The organism is Aeromicrobium sp. CF4.19 (assembly GCF_051262555.1).
Classification (GTDB): Bacteria; Actinomycetota; Actinomycetes; order Propionibacteriales; family Nocardioidaceae; genus Aeromicrobium.
In genome coordinates this window covers 389682-407506 of record NZ_JBIMEU010000001.1, presented here as the reverse complement: position 1 = coordinate 407506, position 17825 = coordinate 389682, and the positions used below count along the sequence as shown (strand labels likewise).

17 protein-coding genes are annotated in these 17825 nt (G+C 71.6%); 8 read left to right on the top strand and 9 right to left on the bottom strand.

The genetic code is table 11. The annotated features are described in order from the left end of the window. Positions 1-9: 9 nt before the first annotated feature. Entirely contained in the window at positions 10-624 is a 615-nt protein-coding gene (locus ACHAAC_RS02025) for a TetR/AcrR family transcriptional regulator (RefSeq protein WP_435714233.1), read from the bottom strand. A 45-nt stretch (positions 625-669) separates the two neighbouring features. Here ACHAAC_RS02025 and ACHAAC_RS02020 point away from each other — a divergent pair, with 45 nt between their 5' ends. Next, positions 670-1923: an oxygenase MpaB family protein gene (locus ACHAAC_RS02020; RefSeq protein ID WP_435714232.1), complete on the top strand. Its 1254-nt coding sequence runs from the start codon at positions 670-672 to the stop codon at positions 1921-1923. On the opposite strand, the gene ACHAAC_RS02015 is transcribed toward ACHAAC_RS02020, so the two are convergent. Genes ACHAAC_RS02015 through ACHAAC_RS02005 form a run of 3 tightly spaced genes read right to left on the bottom strand, consistent with a single transcriptional unit; the run spans position 1892 to position 3518 of the window. Next, a complete protein-coding gene (locus ACHAAC_RS02015; protein ID WP_435714230.1) occupies positions 1892-2335 on the bottom strand; it encodes a GNAT family N-acetyltransferase in 444 nt (147 codons plus the stop codon). The genes ACHAAC_RS02020 and ACHAAC_RS02015 overlap by 32 nt on opposite strands. Then, a complete protein-coding gene (locus ACHAAC_RS02010) occupies positions 2332-2694 on the bottom strand; it encodes a GntR family transcriptional regulator (RefSeq protein ID WP_435714228.1) in 363 nt (120 codons plus the stop codon). Before ACHAAC_RS02010 ends, ACHAAC_RS02015 begins: the two co-directional genes overlap by 4 nt. Further along, complete coding sequence (locus ACHAAC_RS02005) at positions 2691-3518, bottom strand: hypothetical protein (RefSeq protein ID WP_435714227.1); 828 nt, start codon at positions 3516-3518, stop codon at positions 2691-2693. Before ACHAAC_RS02005 ends, ACHAAC_RS02010 begins: the two co-directional genes overlap by 4 nt. A gap of 137 nt (positions 3519-3655) precedes the next feature. On the opposite strand from ACHAAC_RS02005, the gene ACHAAC_RS02000 reads away from it, so the two are divergent. Continuing rightward, the gene (locus ACHAAC_RS02000; protein ID WP_435714225.1) at positions 3656-6040 is read left to right on the top strand and encodes a UvrD-helicase domain-containing protein; all 2385 of its coding nucleotides are present in this window, start codon (positions 3656-3658) and stop codon (positions 6038-6040) included. A 68-nt stretch (positions 6041-6108) separates the two neighbouring features. Here ACHAAC_RS02000 and ACHAAC_RS01995 read toward each other — a convergent pair whose 3' ends face one another. Next, a complete protein-coding gene (locus tag ACHAAC_RS01995; protein WP_435714224.1) occupies positions 6109-7059 on the bottom strand; it encodes a DUF559 domain-containing protein in 951 nt (316 codons plus the stop codon). Between the two features lie 169 nt (positions 7060-7228). Then, the gene (locus ACHAAC_RS01990; RefSeq protein WP_435714223.1) at positions 7229-8014 is read right to left on the bottom strand and encodes a M23 family metallopeptidase; all 786 of its coding nucleotides are present in this window, start codon (positions 8012-8014) and stop codon (positions 7229-7231) included. Between the two features lie 161 nt (positions 8015-8175). On the opposite strand from ACHAAC_RS01990, the gene ACHAAC_RS01985 reads away from it, so the two are divergent. Beyond that, complete coding sequence (locus ACHAAC_RS01985; RefSeq protein ID WP_435714222.1) at positions 8176-8445, top strand: hypothetical protein; 270 nt, start codon at positions 8176-8178, stop codon at positions 8443-8445. 11 nt (positions 8446-8456) lie between these two features. On the opposite strand, the gene ACHAAC_RS01980 is transcribed toward ACHAAC_RS01985, so the two are convergent. Then, the gene (locus tag ACHAAC_RS01980) at positions 8457-9365 is read right to left on the bottom strand and encodes an alpha/beta fold hydrolase (protein ID WP_435714221.1); all 909 of its coding nucleotides are present in this window, start codon (positions 9363-9365) and stop codon (positions 8457-8459) included. A gap of 151 nt (positions 9366-9516) precedes the next feature. Here ACHAAC_RS01980 and sucC point away from each other — a divergent pair, with 151 nt between their 5' ends. Continuing rightward, positions 9517-10686 carry an ADP-forming succinate--CoA ligase subunit beta gene (gene sucC / locus ACHAAC_RS01975; RefSeq protein WP_435714219.1) on the top strand — a complete coding sequence of 390 codons (1170 nt, stop codon included), beginning with the start codon at positions 9517-9519 and terminating at the stop codon, positions 10684-10686. A 1-nt stretch (position 10687) separates the two neighbouring features. Further along, complete coding sequence (gene sucD, locus ACHAAC_RS01970) at positions 10688-11584, top strand: succinate--CoA ligase subunit alpha (protein ID WP_435714217.1); 897 nt, start codon at positions 10688-10690, stop codon at positions 11582-11584. Positions 11585-11658: 74 nt separating this feature from the next. Here sucD and ACHAAC_RS01965 read toward each other — a convergent pair whose 3' ends face one another. Beyond that, a complete protein-coding gene (locus tag ACHAAC_RS01965) occupies positions 11659-13488 on the bottom strand; it encodes a hypothetical protein (protein WP_435714215.1) in 1830 nt (609 codons plus the stop codon). A gap of 70 nt (positions 13489-13558) precedes the next feature. On the opposite strand from ACHAAC_RS01965, the gene ACHAAC_RS01960 reads away from it, so the two are divergent. The 3 genes from ACHAAC_RS01960 to purH all read left to right on the top strand — a co-directional run bounded on the left by ACHAAC_RS01960 (position 13559) and on the right by purH (position 16962). Further along, positions 13559-14776, top strand: a complete 1218-nt coding sequence (locus tag ACHAAC_RS01960) for a cell division protein PerM (protein WP_435714214.1) — start codon at positions 13559-13561, stop codon at positions 14774-14776. Continuing rightward, positions 14679-15329, top strand: coding sequence for a phosphoribosylglycinamide formyltransferase (gene purN / locus ACHAAC_RS01955; protein ID WP_435714212.1), 651 nt, complete (start codon positions 14679-14681; stop codon positions 15327-15329). The genes ACHAAC_RS01960 and purN overlap by 98 nt, the downstream gene beginning before the upstream one ends. Before the next feature lie 76 nt (positions 15330-15405). Beyond that, a complete protein-coding gene (purH, locus tag ACHAAC_RS01950; RefSeq protein ID WP_435714210.1) occupies positions 15406-16962 on the top strand; it encodes a bifunctional phosphoribosylaminoimidazolecarboxamide formyltransferase/IMP cyclohydrolase in 1557 nt (518 codons plus the stop codon). A gap of 32 nt (positions 16963-16994) precedes the next feature. Here the strand turns inward: purH and ACHAAC_RS01945 are convergent, their stop codons facing one another. After that, positions 16995-17648 (bottom strand): TetR/AcrR family transcriptional regulator, encoded by a 654-nt coding sequence (locus tag ACHAAC_RS01945; RefSeq protein ID WP_435714209.1) that lies wholly within the window; start codon positions 17646-17648, stop codon positions 16995-16997. Between the last annotated feature and the right edge of the window lie 177 nt (positions 17649-17825).

Here is a 17825-nt window from a genome sequence, read left to right as displayed (position 1 = left end):
CGTGGCGCCTCAGGCCGGCTCGGAGCCCAGGTAGCCGAGGACCAGCTGCACCAGCTCGGACACGAACTCCTCGCGAGCGATGTCCGGCCGATCCAGCACGTAGCGCACCGTGAGCTGCTCGATCGCGCGCACGAGCAGCCAGGCCGCGGCAGGCGGCGCGACGTCGCGCAGGCCGCGCTGACCGCTGAGATAGGCGGCGACGAGATCGGTCACGCGATCCTCCAGGGCCGTGAGCCGGTGCCGGTGCTGGACCGACGGCAGGCCCTCGACGACCACGCGCAGGAAGGCCGCGTTGGCCTCGAGCGCGTCGAGCAGCGCCTCGACGCTGGAGCGCACCATCGGTGCACCACGCTCGCCGAGGTGGTTGGTGAAGGAGGCGGCGATCTGGCCGGAGAGGTCCTCGGAGTACCGCTCCACGACAGCCGCGACGATCGCCTCCTTCTCGCCGAAGTACTGATAGAGCGAGCCGGGACTGACGCCGGCGTGACGAGCGATGCGGTTGGTCGAGGCGGCGTCGTGGCCCTCGGTCAGCAGCACCTCCTCGGCAGCGTCCAGGATGCGCTCGACCATCAGCCGTGAGCGCTCCTGCTGAGGGAGCTTGCGGGGGCCGGGGGCGGAAGCCATGACGCGAATTGTATGCGAGTGATCGCTCGTGTCAGGCTCGAGGGCATGACGGTGACGAAGGACCTCCCGATCCCCACCCGGTTCCGGGCCGCCGAGGCCCGCGGCGAGCGGCTCGGCCGCCCCCTGCGGCGCTACGGTCGGGTCGGCGCGGTGGACGAGGAGCTGATGGCCCGCCTCGGACGCGGACTGATGGCCGTCGACGAGCCGGGCGATGCCCTTGCGCGGGCGCTGCGCGCCGGACCCGACGACCCCGACCGGGTCACGATGGCGCAGCTGCGCCGGACCCTCGCCCAGGGCATCGAGAACGTCCCCGACGCGCCGGAGCCGCTCGCGGCGTTCTTCGCCACGGTGCAGCAGGTGCCGGAGTGGGTCGACCTCGACCTCGTGGACGAGGGCGCCGCCGTCATGCGCCGGCTCGGACGGAACGCGGCCGACGTGCTCCTGCAGCTCTCGCTCATCGGCGGCTACCGCTTCGGCGGCCCGCCGGACCTGCTCGTCGCCACGGGCGGCCTCGTCGGTGATGCGACGCTGCGTCGCCTGGGAGAGACGCAGCAGTGGACGATCGCGGTCGCCCAGGACGGCGGACTGCGCCCCGGGGGCGAGGGCCTGCGCCTCACCCTGCACGTGCGCGCCATGCACGCCCTGGTCAACCGGACCTTCGCCGGTCCCGAGGGCAAGGGGCAGTGGGACGTCGCCCGCTGGGGCATGCCGATCAACCAGACCGACCAGGCGGCGACGCTCGGCCTGTTCAGCGGGGTCCTGCTGCTGGGGTGCCGCGCCCTCGGGGTCAGGGTGACCAAGGACGACTCCAGAGCCGTCATGCACCTGTGGCGCTACGTCGGGTGGCTGCTGGGCATCGACGAGCAGTGGCTCGTGGAGACCGAGGCCGAGCAGCACCGGCTCAGCTACCACGTCCTGCTGGCCCAGGAGGGCGCCACTGACGCCGGGGCGGCGCTGTCCCGCTCGATCGTGCAGGCGCAGTCACGGTTGCACGTCCGGTTCCCCACGCGGCTGCGTCGCTGGTACGCCAAGGAGAGGCTGCTCAGCATGCTGACGGTGTTCATGGGGCCGACGAGCATGTGGGAGCTCGGCCTGCCCCTGCGCCCGCCGTGGGCGATGCCGATGGTGATGACAGCCAACGTGGTCCGCTACCACCTGGTGGGACGCACCGCATGGGGTCGCGGGCGACTCCAGAAGTGGGGTGACCGGGTCCAGGCCGAGGTGCTGCGACGGCACTTCGGTCCCGACGAGGCGACGGTCGGGCGGCTCAGCGACCGGGGTCGCGTTGCAGGTGGATGACCGGGAACGGTCGCCCGAACGCATCCGTCGTGTGGGTGCGCACCCGGTGGAACCCACGGGACTCGTAGAACCCCAGGCCGTGCGTGTTGCCGGCGTAGACCTCCACGCTCGTCGGACCCGCCTCGCCGACCTGGTCCAGCAGCCGCGTGCCCAGGCCGGTGCCGTGCTGGGACGGCTCGATGTAGAGCATCTCCACGTGCGAGCCCCGGGCGCCGACGAGGCCGACGGGCGTCCCCTCGACGTCCTCGGCCAGCCAGACGTCCATCGACGGCAGCAGGTGGTCACGCACGTAGGGCCGGGCCTCGGCGAAGTCCTCGTCGCCCATGAAGCCGTGGGTGCTGCGGGCCGCCCGCTCCCACACGTCGGTCAGGGCGTCGAGGTCCGCCTCTCCGGCGACGCGGATGGTGCTCATCGGCTCCACTCCTGCTCCACGAGGCGCACGGCCTCGTCGCGCGACAGGCCGATGCGGCGAGCCGTCGCGACGTAGCCCTCGGCGGCTGTCGTCGCATCCGCGTCCGCGAGCAGCCGACTGGCGAGGAACGTCCCGCGTCGACCGTGGGTCTCGATGACTCCGTCGGCCTCCAGCTCGCGGTAGGCCCGTGCCACGGTGTTGACGGCGAGTCCGAGGTCGGCCGCCAGCTGGCGCACGGTGGGCAGCTTGTGACCCGGCGCGAGGGTGCCGTCGTTGGCCGCCGTGGCCACCTGCCGGCGGATCTGCTCGAACGGGGGCTCGGTAGCGGTCGGGTCGACCGCGACGGCGAAGGTGATCATGCGACCGCTGACCGCTGGGCACGGCGTCGCGCGGTCGAGGCCGTGGCGACCACCCAGGCCGTGACGGCCAGGAGGGCGATCGCCACGGCGACCCCCACCGCGTCCAGGCCGGGTGCGATGACGATGGCCACGTAGAGCAGGAGGACGAGCCCGTTGCTGAGGAGGTTCTCGGTGAACCGGTCCGCCGTGGCCGTGGTGAGGAGCTCGGCAGAGACGGCGTCGTCGGTGCTCCCCGCCGGGACGGGCCGTGCGAGCACCCAGCGACGGGTCAGGGCGGTCGCCGCGATCGTGAGCACGGCGGCCGCGGCGCAGGTCGTGGCCGCAGCGGCGTGCTCGACGCCGGCCCACCACGCGAGGGCCGCGAGAGCCAGCGCGAGGCCCGCGATGACGATGAAGGCGTTCTCGGCCGCTGCCTCCCTGCGGCTCAGGTGCGGCTCGCGCGACTGCAGACCGGCCACCCGCACCCCGGCGGGGGGAGCGGGGGTCGTCCGGGTCACGTGGACGACCTCCACGCCCACCGATGCGACGACGACGGCGGCCAGCACGATCGCGATGGGGAGCAGGCCCGGGGAGCCGGTCGGCTCGGCGATCACGAGCCAGAGCGCGATGGTGGCACCGACTGCGCCGACGGCCCCGCCGATGCTGGCGGCCCGGGTGCGCCGCGTGAGCGCGGAGACCAGCGCCGCGCCCGCGTCGACGCTGATGGTCTGCTCGTTCTCCTGCAGGCGCCGCACGGCCAGGCGGTGGGCGGAGTGCGGTGCGAAGAGGTACTGACATCCCACGATGGTGAGCAGGAGCAGGGAGACGAAGGTCAGGGCGATCATGGTTCCTCCCGAGGTGTTTGTGCCAACCACTGTAGCAATTGTATTGAGACAATCAAGTGGAGCGTCGTGCTCCCGTGCGTCAGGACCGTCGACGGGCGCGATCCGCTGTCGTGGGTGCCCTCTAGGCTGGACCCACGATGACGTCGCCGTTCCCCGTGCCCTCCGCCGCCCGCCCCGACCCGTCGGACGAGTCCTCGCGCGGTCGACGCCGTCCCCGGTCCGAGACCCTGCTGGAGGGCCTGAACGACGCCCAGCGCGAGGCGGTCGGCCACGGCGGTGGGCCCCTGCTGGTCGTGGCCGGCGCCGGGTCGGGCAAGACGCGGGTGCTGACCCGGCGCATCGCCTGGCTGATCGCGGCCCGGGGAGCGCACCCCGGCTCGGTCCTGGCCATCACCTTCACCAACAAGGCCGCCGCGGAGATGCGCGAGCGCGTCGCCGAGCTCGTCGGGGGAGCGGCCCGGATGATGTGGGTGAGCACCTTCCACAGCGCCTGCGTGCGGATCCTGCGTCGGGAGGCCAACCGCTTCGGCTACACCTCGACGTTCAGCATCTACGACGCCGCGGACTCACGCCGTCTGATGACGCTGGTGTGCCGCGACCTCGGCTACGACCCCAAGCGCGTCAACCCGCGAGCCGTCCTGAACTGGGTCTCCAACCTCAAGAACGAGCTCGTCGACCACGAGTCGGCCGGGTCGCGCGTCAGCAACCCCACCGAGGAGCTGTACGTCGACGCCTACCAGCACTACCAGCGGCGTCTCCGGGCCGCCAACGCGATGGACTTCGACGACCTCATCATGTCCACGGTGCACCTGTTCCAGGCGTTCCCGGACGTCCGTGAGACCTACCGCCGGCGCTTCCGGCACGTCCTGGTCGATGAGTACCAGGACACCAACCACGCGCAGTACGCACTCATCCGCGAGCTGTGCGACGAGTCGTCCGACCTCATGGTCGTCGGTGACTCCGACCAGTCCATCTATGCCTTCCGGGGCGCGAGCATCCGCAACATCCTGGAGTTCGAGGCCGACTTCCCCGGCGCCGACACCGTGCTGCTGGAGCAGAACTACCGCTCCACCCAGACCATCCTGACCGCCGCCAACGCCGTGATCAGCCGCAACGAGGGTCGCAAGGAGAAGAACCTGTGGTCCGCACAGGGCGAGGGTGAGCGCATCGTCGGCTACGTCAGCGACGACGAGCGGGACGAGGCCCAGTTCGTCTCCGACGAGGTGGACCGGCTCACCGACGCCGGCGACGCCAAGCCGCAGGACGTGGCGATCTTCTACCGCACCAACGCGCAGTCCCGTGTCTTCGAGGAGGTCTTCATCCGCGTCGGACTGCCCTATCGGGTGGTCGGAGGCGTCCGCTTCTACGAGCGCAAGGAGATCAAGGACGCCCTCGCGTACGTGCGGGTCCTCATCAACCCGCGCGACGCCGTCTCGCTGCGCCGCATCGTCAACGAGCCCAAGCGTGGCATCGGTGACGGTGCGCAGGCCGCGCTGGAGCGCCTTGCCGCGCGGGAGGAGATCAGCGTCTGGGAGGCGATGGGCCGGGTCGAGGAGGCCGATCTCGCGAGCCGGTCCGCCAAGGCGGTCGCTGCCTTCGCCGAGACCATGCAGGGCCTCATGGACCTGGCCGAGTCGGGGGCTGCGGCCGATGCCGTGCTGGAGGCCGCGCTCACGCAGAGCGGCTACCTCGCGGCGATCGAGAACAGCAAGGACCCCCAGGACGAGACGCGGGTGGAGAACCTGGCCGAGCTCGTCGCCGTCGCGCGTGAGTTCGTCTCGGACGCCTCCACCATCGAGGACTCCCCGGCCGAGGAGGCCCCCACTGACGGTGACGCCGCGGAGGGGCCCGCCCGGGACGACGCCGTCGAGGCGGTCCCGGACGAGGCCCCCGAGGGGCTGGCTCCAGGATCGCTCGGGGCGTTCCTGGAGCGGGTGGCCCTCGTGGCCGACGCCGACTCCCTGCCCGACGACGGCGACGGTGTCGTCACGCTGATGACGCTGCACACCGCCAAGGGGCTGGAGTTCCCCGTCGTGTTCCTCACCGGGCTCGAGGACGGAGTCTTCCCGCACCTGCGCTCGCTGGGTGACCCGGTGGAGCTGGCGGAGGAGCGTCGCCTGGCCTACGTCGGCATCACCCGTGCCCGTGAGCGCCTGTACCTCACGCGGGCCACCAGCCGCGCGGCCTGGGGGGCGCCCTCCTACAACCCGGCCTCGCGCTTCCTGGACGAGGTGCCCGACCACCTCGTCGACTGGCGGCGCGAGGCCCAGGCGCCCACCCAGTGGACCCGCACGCCGGCGGCGTCGGCGAGCTTCAGGTCGTCCACGGTGGCGGCGAAGTCCAAGCGCTCCCGTGACGTCCCCTCCCTCTCCCCGGGCGACCGGGTCTCGCACGACAGCTTCGGCCTGGGCACCGTCGTGGCCCTGGAGGGCCAGGGCGACAACGCCGTCGCGAGCGTCGACTTCGGCTCGTCCGGCGTCAAGCGCCTGCTGCTGCGCTACGCCCCCGTCGACAAGCTCTGACCGGCCCCAAAATTTTGTGAGCACGTGCACCCGAATGGGGCCCTAAGCCACGTTCGGAGTGCAGGGGCTCACGAAATTCCTGGGCTCAGGCGTGGCGAAGGGTGAGCCAGCGGTAGCGGTCGTAGACCGGGACGTCCCCCCGGTATCCCGCGCGGTGCAGTGCCTCCCAGACCCTGGTCACGACGCGGGCCGGTGTCGCCATGTCCTCGTTCACCCACCACGACGACCGTCCAGCCGGCAGCCTCGAGCCGTTCGCGTCGCCGCAGGTCCTTGTGCCACTGGACCGGGTCCTCGGCGTGATGTCGCCCGTCGTACTCGACCAGCACCCGATGGCGCCGGTACACGAGGTCGCCTCGTGCAAGGAACTGCCCGGCCGCGTCATGGATCTCGACGTTGACCTCCGGCTCGGGAAGACCGCTGGAGACCAGCAGAAGCCGCACATCGGTCTCGCGCGCGGAGTCGACTCGTTCCCGGACGTGGGCTGCGGCCCGGCGGGCAGCCTGGACGCCGTCGAGGTGATGAGTCAACGCGAACCTGGTGAAGGCGTCGGGCAGGAGATCGCCACGACGCACGAGCTCGTCCGCCACCCGCACGAGCGCGGCGGCAGGAAGCATGGCCGCGGCGTCGACCAAGAGACGTTCGGGGTCGAGGGTGCGACGCCCTCGCGCCTCGACGGTCTGCAACCGGTCCTGGCGACGGTGGAGCACGACGTCTCGCAGCGTGCTCTGCGAGGTGGTGTTTGTGGAGTAGTGCCTCGGGTCGCGCGTGCCGATGTCGATCCCGAGCCACTGCAGCCCGGTGACGTGGCTCAGATGTGCATCGGCGGGCAGGCGCAGCAGGTCGGCCTCGACCAGCATCTCGAAGGTCAGCACCGTCCCGGTGGGCAGGTAGACACCGCGGTGCACCTGGACGAAGTGTCGGCCCTGCAGCACGCGACGGGTCAGGCCATGGACCGTGGCCTGGGCGGCGGTGAACGCGTGACCGCGCAGGGCCCACGGCAGATCAGCTGGGTCGAACACGCTCCCAGCCTGAGCGCACGGGCGGGCTGGCCCAAGACCCACGTCTTCGACCTGTGGACAACTCTCGGGCACCCGCTCGAGCGCTCCACGATCTGTGAGCGCATGCACCCGATGTGGCCGTCAGACCCAGTTCTGGGTGCAGGAGCTCACAAAATTTGGGGAGGGGGACCTACGGGTTGACGCCGTGCTCGGCGAGGACGCCGATGGGGTCGACCGGGTCGCCGCCGCCGGGGCGGATCTCCAGGTGCAGGTGGGGTCCGGTGACGTTGCCGGTGGACCCGGTGTATCCGATCGTCTGGCCGGGAGCGATGGAGTCGCCGACGTTGACAGCGGTGCGGCTCTGGTGCGCGTACCAGACCTCCGTGCCGTCCTCCAGTGTGACGACCGTCTTGTTGCCGTAGGCGCCGTCGTAGCCGGTCTCGGTCACCGTTCCGGCCGCGATCGAGACGATCGTGGAGCCGGAGGGGCCGGCGAGGTCGACGCCGGTGTGCGTGCTGGACCACAACGAGCTGCTCTGGCCGAACTGGGCCGAGAGCCGGTACCCGGTGACGGGAAGGACCCACTGGTCGGACTCGAGCTCGTCGGCCGCAGCCTGCGCACGCTCGGTGAGGCTCGCCTGGGCCTGCATGGTCTGCTCGGCCTGGGTCGCGGTCTGCTCCTCCAGAACCTCTGGATCGAGGTCCTCGGTGATGTCGACGTCGCCCCCGGCACCGTCGGCGCTGCCGGTGTAGCTGGCCGAGATCGTCTGGTAGCTCGCGGCGAGCGAGTCCGAGTCCGTCTGGGAGGACACGGCCCCGGCGCCCACACCGGCGACGACCAGGACGAAGGCGCCCACCATGGCGGGAGTGAGACGCAGCGTTCGGCGTCGTCGGCGCGGCCGCACGGCCGCGCGCTTTCCGGCCGCACGGGGTGCCTGACGGACGTCCAGTCGGCGTTTGGGCGCAGACGAACTCACGCAGGAAACCTCCGGCTTGGTGGGTGGGACCGTCCGAGTCTAGGGGACAGGGGGTCACATTCCAACCGCGTTCAACCACCTGTGGACGTCCGACCGGGGCATTCTCGCGGGGGACCGGCGTCGGGGGTGACGCCTCTCACCCCGTGCGGGACCATGAGCAGATGAGCAGACGCAGGGTCGTGGTGGCCGCGACGGGGCCGGTTCGCGGCGATGAGGACGCGACGCTGCCCGCCTCCCGGCGGCTGCTGCTCGAGGGCGATGAGGTGGTCCACCTCGGCACTGGGCTGGGCATCGACGCCGTGGCCAGGGCAGCCGTGGCCGAGGATGCCGTGCACGTCGTGCTGGTCGAGCCCACGCCCGAGGACCTCGCCTCGTTGCGTGCGGCCCTCGACGCCCTGGACGCCGACGACGTGTCAGTGGCCGAGGACTGAGCCGCGGACCCTCAGCCGGTCTGCGTGACGTCGATCGAGGAGAGGTCGGCCACGAACGAGCGGATCGCGTCCGCGACGAGATCGGGCTGCGTCCGCACCACCCAGTGGCCGGCGACGACGTCGATGCGGCGCAGGTCCGAGGCGAAGCGGTCCAGCTCGTCGTGCACGGCCGGCATCACGTAGTGGTCCTTGGTCGGGACGAGGAGCTGAACGGGCAGGCTCGTCGAGGTGGGTCGGCCCGCGATCCGCAGGGCGTTGGCGCGATAGAGGTTGAGGCCGTTGAGCGCGTCGCGCACGAACGTCGCGCCCCAGTGGCTCTCGTTCTGGTCCTGATCGGGCAGTCCCTCGCGGGCGGCCAACGACACCGCGAGACGTCGCCCCGTCCGTGAGATGACGAGCTCGGGCAGGACGGGAAGCTGGAAGGCGGCGGCGTACCAGGACCGTGCGAGCTGCCGCGCGACGGTCAGCACCCGGCCACGGCGCAGCCCATGTCGCACGAAGTGCCCGTACAACTCCAGGCCCGGCCCGCTGATCGAGGTGAACGAGGCGATCCGGCCGGTGAGGCGCTCGTCCTCGTCGTGCCGGGCCAGGACTCCCCAGCCCTGGATGGAGCCCCAGTCGTGCCCGACGAGATGGACGGGACGGCCCGCCCCGACGACCTCGTCCAGCACGGCCACGAGGTCGTCGACGAGGCGGTCCATGCGGTAGCCGCGGCGCCCGTCCGGGGCGCTGGATCCGCCGGCACCGCGCACGTCGAACGTGACCACGTGGTGGTCGGTGGACAGCCGATCGGCCACCGGGTCCCACACGCCGCGATGGTCCGGGAAGCCGTGCACGAGCACCACGACCGGCGCATCGAGGGGGCCGCGTCGCTGGAGTCGCAGGCGGACGTCGGCGGTGTCGATCGACGAGACGGACATGGCCCGACTGTCTCAGATCGGTCGCCGCCTCGCCCGCCTCGGCTCGACCCCACGCCGCGTGGGCGAAGGAGAACGGCTAGAGTCCGAGAGGCCCTGGACCTACCGGCGGGGCCGAGATCGCAGCACTGGACTACCGAGAACAGGCTTCACCGTGGATCTGATGGAATTCCAGGCGAAGGAGCTCTTCGCCAAGCACGACGTCCCGGTCACGACGGGCATCGTCGCCACCACTGCCGACGAGGCGAAGGCCGCTGCTGAGCAGCTCGGCGTCGTCGTCGTCAAGGCCCAGGTCAAGGCCGGAGGTCGCGGCAAGGCCGGCGGCGTCAAGCTCGCCAAGACCCCCGACGAGGCGTTCGAGCACGCCACCAACATCCTGGGCATGGAGATCAAGGGCCTCACGGTCCACCGTGTCCTGATCGCCCCGGCGGTGGACATCGACCAGGAGTACTACTTCTCCTTCCTGCTGGACCGCAGCAACCGCAGCTACCTCACGATCGCGAGCGTCGAGGGCGGCGTCGAGATCGAGGAGGTCGCCAAGACCAACCCCGACGCCGTGCGCCAGGTCCCGATCGACGCCGGCACGGGAGTCGACGAGGCCAAGGCCCGCGAGATCGTGGCCGATGCCGGGTTCCCGGCCGATCTCACCGACCAGGCCGTGCAGACCGTCCAGGCGCTCTGGAAGGTCTTCGTCGAGGAGGACGCCACGCTCGTCGAGGTGAACCCGCTCGCGCGGCTCTCGGACGGCACCCTCGAGGCGCTCGACGGCAAGGTCTCGCTCGATGAGAACGCCGAGTTCCGACACGATGACCACGCCGCCTTCGAGGACAAGGAGGCGGCCGACCCGCTCGAGGCGAAGGCCAAGGCCAAGGGCCTGAACTACGTCAAGCTCGACGGCGCGGTCGGCATCATCGGCAACGGCGCGGGGCTCGTCATGAGCACGCTCGACGTCGTCGCCTACGCCGGTGAGAAGCACAGCGGCGTCAAGCCCGCCAACTTCCTCGACATCGGCGGAGGCGCCTCGGCGCAGGTCATGGCCGACGGCCTCGACGTGATCCTCGGCGACGAGCAGGTCAAGAGCGTCTTCGTCAACGTCTTCGGCGGCATCACCTCGTGCGACGCGGTGGCCAACGGCATCAAGGGCGCCCTGGAGCTCCTCGGCGACGACGCCACCAAGCCGCTCGTGGTCCGCCTCGACGGCAACAACGTCGAGGAGGGTCGGGCGATCCTGGACGAGCTGAACCACCCGCTCGTCACGCAGGTGGACACCATGGACGGGGCGGCCGACAAGGCCGCCGAGCTGGCGAACGACGCGAGGGGCTGACATGTCGATCTTCCTGAACTCACACTCCAAGGTCATCGTCCAGGGCATCACCGGCGGTGAGGGCTCCAAGCACACCGCCCGCATGCTCGCGGCCGGCACCGACATCGTCGGCGGCGTCAACGCCCGCAAGGCGGGCACGACCGTCACCCACACCGACGCGTCCGGCGCCGAGGTGGAGCTCCCGGTCTTCGGCTCCGTCGCCGAGGCGATGGAGAAGACCGGCGCCGACGTCTCGGTGGCGTTCGTCCCGCCGGCCTTCACCAAGGACGCCGTCGTCGAGGCCATCGACGCCGAGATCGGCCTGCTCGTCATCATCACCGAGGGCGTCCCCGTCCAGGACTCCGCGGAGTTCTGGGCCTACGCCCAGGGCAAGAAGACGCGCATCATCGGCCCGAACTGCCCCGGCATCATCACGCCGACGGAGGCCCTCGCGGGCATCACGCCGGCCAACATCGCCGGCAAGGGTCCGATCGGCCTGGTGTCCAAGTCGGGCACGCTGACCTACCAGATGATGTTCGAGCTGCGTGACCTCGGCTTCTCCACCGCCATCGGCATCGGTGGTGACCCGATCATCGGCACCACCCACATCGACGCCCTCGAGGCGTTCGAGGCGGACCCGGAGACCAAGGCCATCGTGATGATCGGTGAGATCGGCGGCGACGCCGAGGAGCGGGCCGCCGACTTCATCAAGGCCAACGTCACCAAGCCGGTCGTCGGCTACGTGGCCGGCTTCACGGCTCCGGAGGGCAAGACGATGGGCCACGCCGGCGCCATCGTGTCCGGCTCGTCCGGCACCGCTCAGGCCAAGAAGGAGGCCCTCGAGGCCGCCGGGGTCAAGGTCGGCAAGACGCCGTCGGAGACGGCGAACCTGATGCGGACGATCCTGGACGAGCTCTAGTCCGCAGGGGCTCCCGAGCCCCACGAGACGAGGCCCCGGCACCCATCATGGGTGCCGGGGCCTCGTCGTCGGGCTCACTCCTGCGGGAAAACGAGCCGCTCGCCCGCCCGGGTGACCAACCGGTCGAAGGTCCGCTCGCTGATGTCGAAGTCACCCGAGGGGGTGAACAGGACCTGGGCGACAGTGTCGCCTCGCCGGACGATGCCGGTGCGGTACACGACGTCCTCGCCGTCCTCGACCTCGAAGCGCACGAGCCACGTGCTGCCGTCGATGTCGTCGCCGCCGATCTCGGTCTCCTCGCCCACCGACGCCGACAGGTTCTGGTCCTCGCACCCTCGGACCTCCTTGCGCACCGTGGCCACCAGGTCCTCGGCGCTCTTCTGCGAGGTCATGGAGAAGACGGTCTCGGTGACGCCGAACTCCTGGGGCAGCTGCTGTGCCTGGGGGATCACGAAGATCCGGCTGAGGGCCTTCTCGATCGAGTCTCCACGGGCGGCCGTGTCGTCGCACAGCGTGGCGGCCGGGTTGCGGCCCTCCTCCGGCTCGAAGGGCTCGATGCCGGACCAGACGCGGTCGACGTCGGAGATCGGCGGGAGGTCGACGATGCCGAGGAACGCGGAGGCGTCGGAGGTGCGTGGGGGTGCGGCGTCCGCCACGGTGACCTCGTCGGAGCACTGACCACCGCTGTCGCGGCAGATCTTGGCGACGGACGTGTTGAGCATGCGGGCGAAGTCCTCGATCTCCGGGCCCTCTGCGCCGTTCTGCTCGTGCACCACCGTGCTGCTCACGCTGCCGGAGTGGGTGAACCCGACGGTGAAGACCCGCTCAGGGTCGCGGTAGGAGCGCAGCCGCATGATCCGGAAGTCACCGAAGGGACGCTTGACGACGAAGGAGCCGGTCAGCTGCACGCGGGGGTGGGCGCAGTTGGCGTACCAGCCCATCGTGGTCCGGTAGGCCTGCGTCGCCTCCTCGTCGGACCCGGAGACCTCGATCGCCTGGGCGACCCGGGTGCTGTTCTCGTCGTCGCCGTCGGCCTCGAACGTCCGCAGGAACACCCGGCTGGGGTCGTCGTCAGCGAACCGCTGGGGCGGACAGGTCGCGTACGGGGTGGTGTTCGCGGGGTCCTCGTCCGTGGCGGTCGTCCGCCAGCGCGCCTCGGGATCGAGGTCGGCGACCTGACTGGCCGTGAGCAGGTTGTCGCCGGCGATCTTGTTGGCCTCGAGGATCACGTCGGGGCGCTCGGCGCCCAGCTTCTCCCGGTAGGGCATGGATGCCTGGGTCGCGAGACCGTCACCGTCGGTGACGACCAGGCCCCCACCGAGGACGACGAGGACGGAGGCCGCCACCAGCAGGATCGTGTTGCGGCGGCGGCCTCGCTTCGCGGCGGTACGCACCTGGTCCGCCGGCGGCATCTGCAGGGTCTCGGTGACCGCGCCGAGGCCGACGAGTCGGCGCTCCAGCGCAGCCAGGTCGGCCCCGAGGCCGCTCTCGAGGGTGTCGAGCGCGACCCCGACCCGCTCGATGCCCTCCTCCTCGCTGACATCGACCTCGCGGGAGGCCTGCGCGAGGTCGGTCTCGCCCAGGGTGAGCAGGACCACGAGGCGTCGGTCGTCGGTGGCGAGGTCGTGCAGCGCGCCGAGCAGCTCGGTGTCGGCGTCCTCCTCGTGCCGACGGCGCAGCGGGTGCGTCCCACGACTCAGCGCGACGGCCTTCCAGGCCTCCGTCCGGACGTAGGCGAGGGGGCGTCGGTCCCGGATCTTGGTCCAGTCGCGCCAGGCGCGACGGTAGGCGTCGACCGTGGCCTCCAGAGCCACCTGCCGATCGCCGCAGAGGGCGTACGTGACGCGCAGGGCATCGGCCGACGTGGCGGCGTAGAAGCTGTTGAACTCATCGACGCGGGTCATCGGTCAGACCTCCCTCTGGTGCTCGGCGTGGCTCGGTGCAACGGCCCGACTTTACAGGTTGGATGGCTGGGTGCCTCCATCCGTCACGGCGCCCGACGAGGCGTCGTCCCTGCGTGCCGGGATGGTGACGGGGCTCGTGGCGACGATCGTCGGGGTGCTGCTCGCGACCGCGGTGGCGGCCGTCTCCGCCGTGGGTGAGGTCTCGCTGCTCGGCGCCTTCCGGTCCGGAGCACGGGCCTGGCTCGTGCCGCTCGGCTCCGGTATCGAGGTGCAGGGAGCCTCGATCGGGCTCATCCCGGTGGGTGGCACCCTCGTGGCCGCGTCGGTGGTCGCCCTGGTGGTGCGCTGGGTCCTGCGCGAGCCTCTCGCCGACGTCGCCCCCTTTGCGGCGACGGTCGCCGGGACGGCGGGTGTCCTCGCGGCGGTGCTCTCCGCGCTCTCGGACACCGACCAGGTCTCCACCTCCGGGGTGCGCGCGGCCTTCGGGGCCTTCGTGGTGGCCGGACTGGCGGCGGCCGTCGCGGCCCCGCGCTCGCCCGAGGTCGAGGCGACGCCGCGATGGCTGCGGACCCGACCCGCTGCCCTGGCCGTCGCTCGTGCCGCAGCCAGGGGTGCCGTGGTCTTCCTCGTCTCGTGCGCCGTCATCGTGCTCGTCCTGCTCGTCGGCTCGCTGCAGCGGGCCGGAGAGCTGTGGGCGGCTCTCGATCCCGGCGCGGGGGGCAGTGTCGCCCTCGGGCTGCTGTGCGTCGTCGCGGTTCCGACCCTCGTGCTCTGGGCGGGGGCCGTCGTCCTCGGCCCGGGGGTGCAGATCGGCACCGACACGACGTTGGACCTCACCGGTGCCTACCTCGGCCAGGTGCCGGGCCTGCCCGTGCTGGCCGCCCTGCCCGGGCCCGGCGCCTTCGGTGACTGGGTCGTGGTGCTGGGACTCGTCCCGGTGCTCGCCGGACTGGCGGCAGGCTGGGGCCTGGTCCTCCCGGGGGAACCTGCGGTCCTGCGTCGCGTGGGACTGGGAGCTGCCGCCGGTGCGACGGCGGGCCTGGTGGTCGGCGCGCTGGTCGGCCTGTCCGCGGGCTCGGTCGGGCCGGGACGCATGGCCGACGTCGGGCCCGTCGGTCCGTGGGCCCCGGTGCTCGCCGTGCTCGTCCTGGGCGCGGGCGGTGCCGTCGGTGCCGCGCTGGCGCACTATCGTGGCGTCCGTGCCCAGCAGCCGTCCGCCCGCGAGGATCGTCGTCCTCGTCTCCGGTTCCGGGACCAATCTCCAGGCCCTGATCGACGCGACGACTGACCCGGCCACCGGGCCCGCCTTCGGGGCGCGCGTGGTGGCGGTGGGCGCGGACCGCGCCGGCATCGACGCCCTCGCACGGGCCGACCGGGCGGGCATCCCCACGTTCGTGGTCGGCCTGGGCGAGCACCCGGACCGGTCCGCCTGGGACGAGGCGCTGACCGAGGTCACGGCCGAGCACGCGCCGGACCTGGTGGTCCTCGCCGGCTTCATGAAGATCACCGGACCGGCCTTCCTGGCCCGTTTCGGTGGACGCACCCTCAACACCCACCCCGCGCTCTCGCCGGCCTTCCCGGGCATGCACGCGCCTCGCGACGCCCTGGCGCACGGGGTCAAGGTCACCGGTGCGACGCTGTTCGTCGTCGACGAGGGGGTCGACACCGGGCCGATCGTGGCCCAGGTGGCCGTCCCGGTCCTGCCCGACGACGACGCCACGACCCTGCACGAACGCATCAAGGACAGCGAGCGGACGATGCTCGTGGAGCACGTCGGGCAGCTGGCCCGGCACGGCTTCACGGTGCGCGGACGCACCATCGATCTCGGAGGACTCCCATGAACGAGCGGCAGCGAGGGAACCATGGGCGTGTCATGCGGGCACGCTCCTACCGTGGCTTTTCTGAGGACGTGATCGCATGACCCATCGACCCCTGCGCCGAGCGCTCGTCTCCGTCTACGACAAGACCGGTCTGGAGGACCTCGCCCGGGACCTGCACGCCGCCGACGTCGCCATCGTCTCCACCGGGTCGACGGCCAGGACGATCGAGGCGGCCGGAGTCCCGGTCACTCCCGTGGAGGAGGTCACGGGCTTCCCCGAGTGCCTCGACGGCCGGGTCAAGACGCTGCACCCCCGCGTGCACGCGGGGATCTTGGCCGATTCCCGCCTGCAGGACCACGTTCGTCAGCTGGCCGAGCTCGAGGTCGAGCCGTTCGACCTCGTCGTGGTCAACCTGTACCCGTTCACGCAGACGGTCGCCTCCGGCGCGACACCGGACGAGTGCGTCGAGCAGATCGACATCGGTGGCCCGTCGATGGTTCGCGCCGCCGCGAAGAACCACCCGAGCGTCGCCGTCGTCGTCTCGCCCGATGCCTACGACGACGTTCGTGAGGCGCTGGCCGGCGGCGGATTCACGCTGGAGCAGCGCAAGCGGCTCGCGGCGACCGCCTTCGCCCACACGGCGGCCTACGACGTCGCGGTGGCCGAGTGGTTCGCCGGCACCCTGTCCGATGACGTCGAGGGTGAGTGCGGCTGGCCCGCGTTCGGCGGTCTGACGGTGAGCCGCCAGGCCGTGCTCCGCTACGGGGAGAACCCGCACCAGCAGGCGGCGCTGTACAGCGACGGCACGGGCGGCTTGGCCGCCGCCGAGCAGCTGCACGGCAAGGAGATGAGCTACAACAACTACGTCGACACCGATGCGGCCCGACGCGCCGCCTTCGACCACGACGAGCCGGCCGTCGCGATCATCAAGCACGCCAACCCGTGCGGCATCGCCGTCGGGGACGACGTCGCCCAGGCCCACGCCCGGGCCCACGCGTGCGACCCGGTCTCCGCCTTTGGAGGCGTCATCGCCACCAACCGCCCCGTCAGCGTCGCGATGGCCGAGCAGGTCGCCGAGGTGTTCACCGAGGTGATCGTGGCCCCGGAGTACGAGCCCGGGGCGGTCGAGGTGCTGCAGGGCAAGAAGAACATCCGCATCCTGCGGTGTGCGGCCGACGACCGCGACGGGTTCGAGATCCGCCCGATCTCCGGCGGAGAGCTCGCCCAGCAGCGCGACCTCGTCGACGCTCCGGGCGACACCCCCGACGGGTGGTCCCTCGTCGCCGGCGAGGCCGCCGACGAGGCCACGCTGGCCGACCTCGCGTTCGCCTGGCGGGCGGTGCGGGCGGTCAAGTCCAACGCCATCCTGCTCGCCGACGGCGGGGCGTCGGTGGGCATCGGCATGGGACAGGTGAACCGGGTCGATTCCTGCCGGCTCGCGGTGGAGCGTGCCGGCCAGGAGCGAGCCCGCGGCTCCGTCGCCGCCTCGGACGCGTTCTTCCCCTTCGCCGACGGTCCCCAGATCCTCATCGACGCCGGGGTCCGCGCCATCGTGCAGCCGGGCGGGTCCGTGCGTGACGAGGAGACGATCGCCGCGGTCGAGGCCGCCGGCATCACGATGTACACCACGGGGACGCGGCACTTCTTCCACTGAGCCGTGAGGGGGTGCCGCTCCGGCGGTACGCCCTACGGCTCGAGACCGGTGGCGTCGGCGATGATCGCGTCGACGGTCGTGCGGCCCTGCAGGTGGGCGCCGACGAGGTCGCGCAAGGCCTCGCTGAGGATCCGCGCCTCCTCCTGCTCGGGGTACTGGCCGCTCTGGCGACGCAGCGCCGTGCCGGCCACGAGTGCGAGCATCGCCGGGGCCAGCCGGTCGGGGTCAGGGATGCCCAGGGTCGTCAGCCATCGGGTGGCGAGCCGCTCGAACCCCTCGAGCGCTGCACGGGCCTCGCCACGCAGGGCCTCGTCGCGGCAGACGGCGAGCAGGATGGCCAGCTCTCGGCCGGCGACCTCCGGCCCACGTGCCGCGAACACCTGGGCGACGACGGCTGTCGCGGCGTCGATGCGGATCGGGCCGGCCGGTGTGGTGTCGAGCCCGGACAGCAGGTCGAGCTCCTGCCGCCACCGTGCGACGTGGTCGGCCAGGGCCTCGCGCAGGAGCTCCTGGATCGACGCGAAGTAGTAGGTCGTGCTGGCGGGCGGCAGACCGGCCCGGGCAGCGACGGCGCGGTGGGTGACCGCGCGGGAGCCGCCCTCGGCGAACAGGTCGATCGCCGCGGCGAGCAGGTCCTCGCGGCGTTGCCGGCTGCGGTCCTGGCTCAGCTGCGCGCGATTGGCCATGGAGCACCCTGTCGACGGAACCGGTGGTGCGTACACACTATGGCCTGGGTCTGGCCATGGGCGGGTCCCGATCCAGCCACGAGGAGACTCCATGCGACGCTTCGCCCGTGCCGAGCCTGCCCGTGGGCTGACCCAACCACCGGCCCACGAGGCCGCCCGCCCGTGACAGACTCTTCA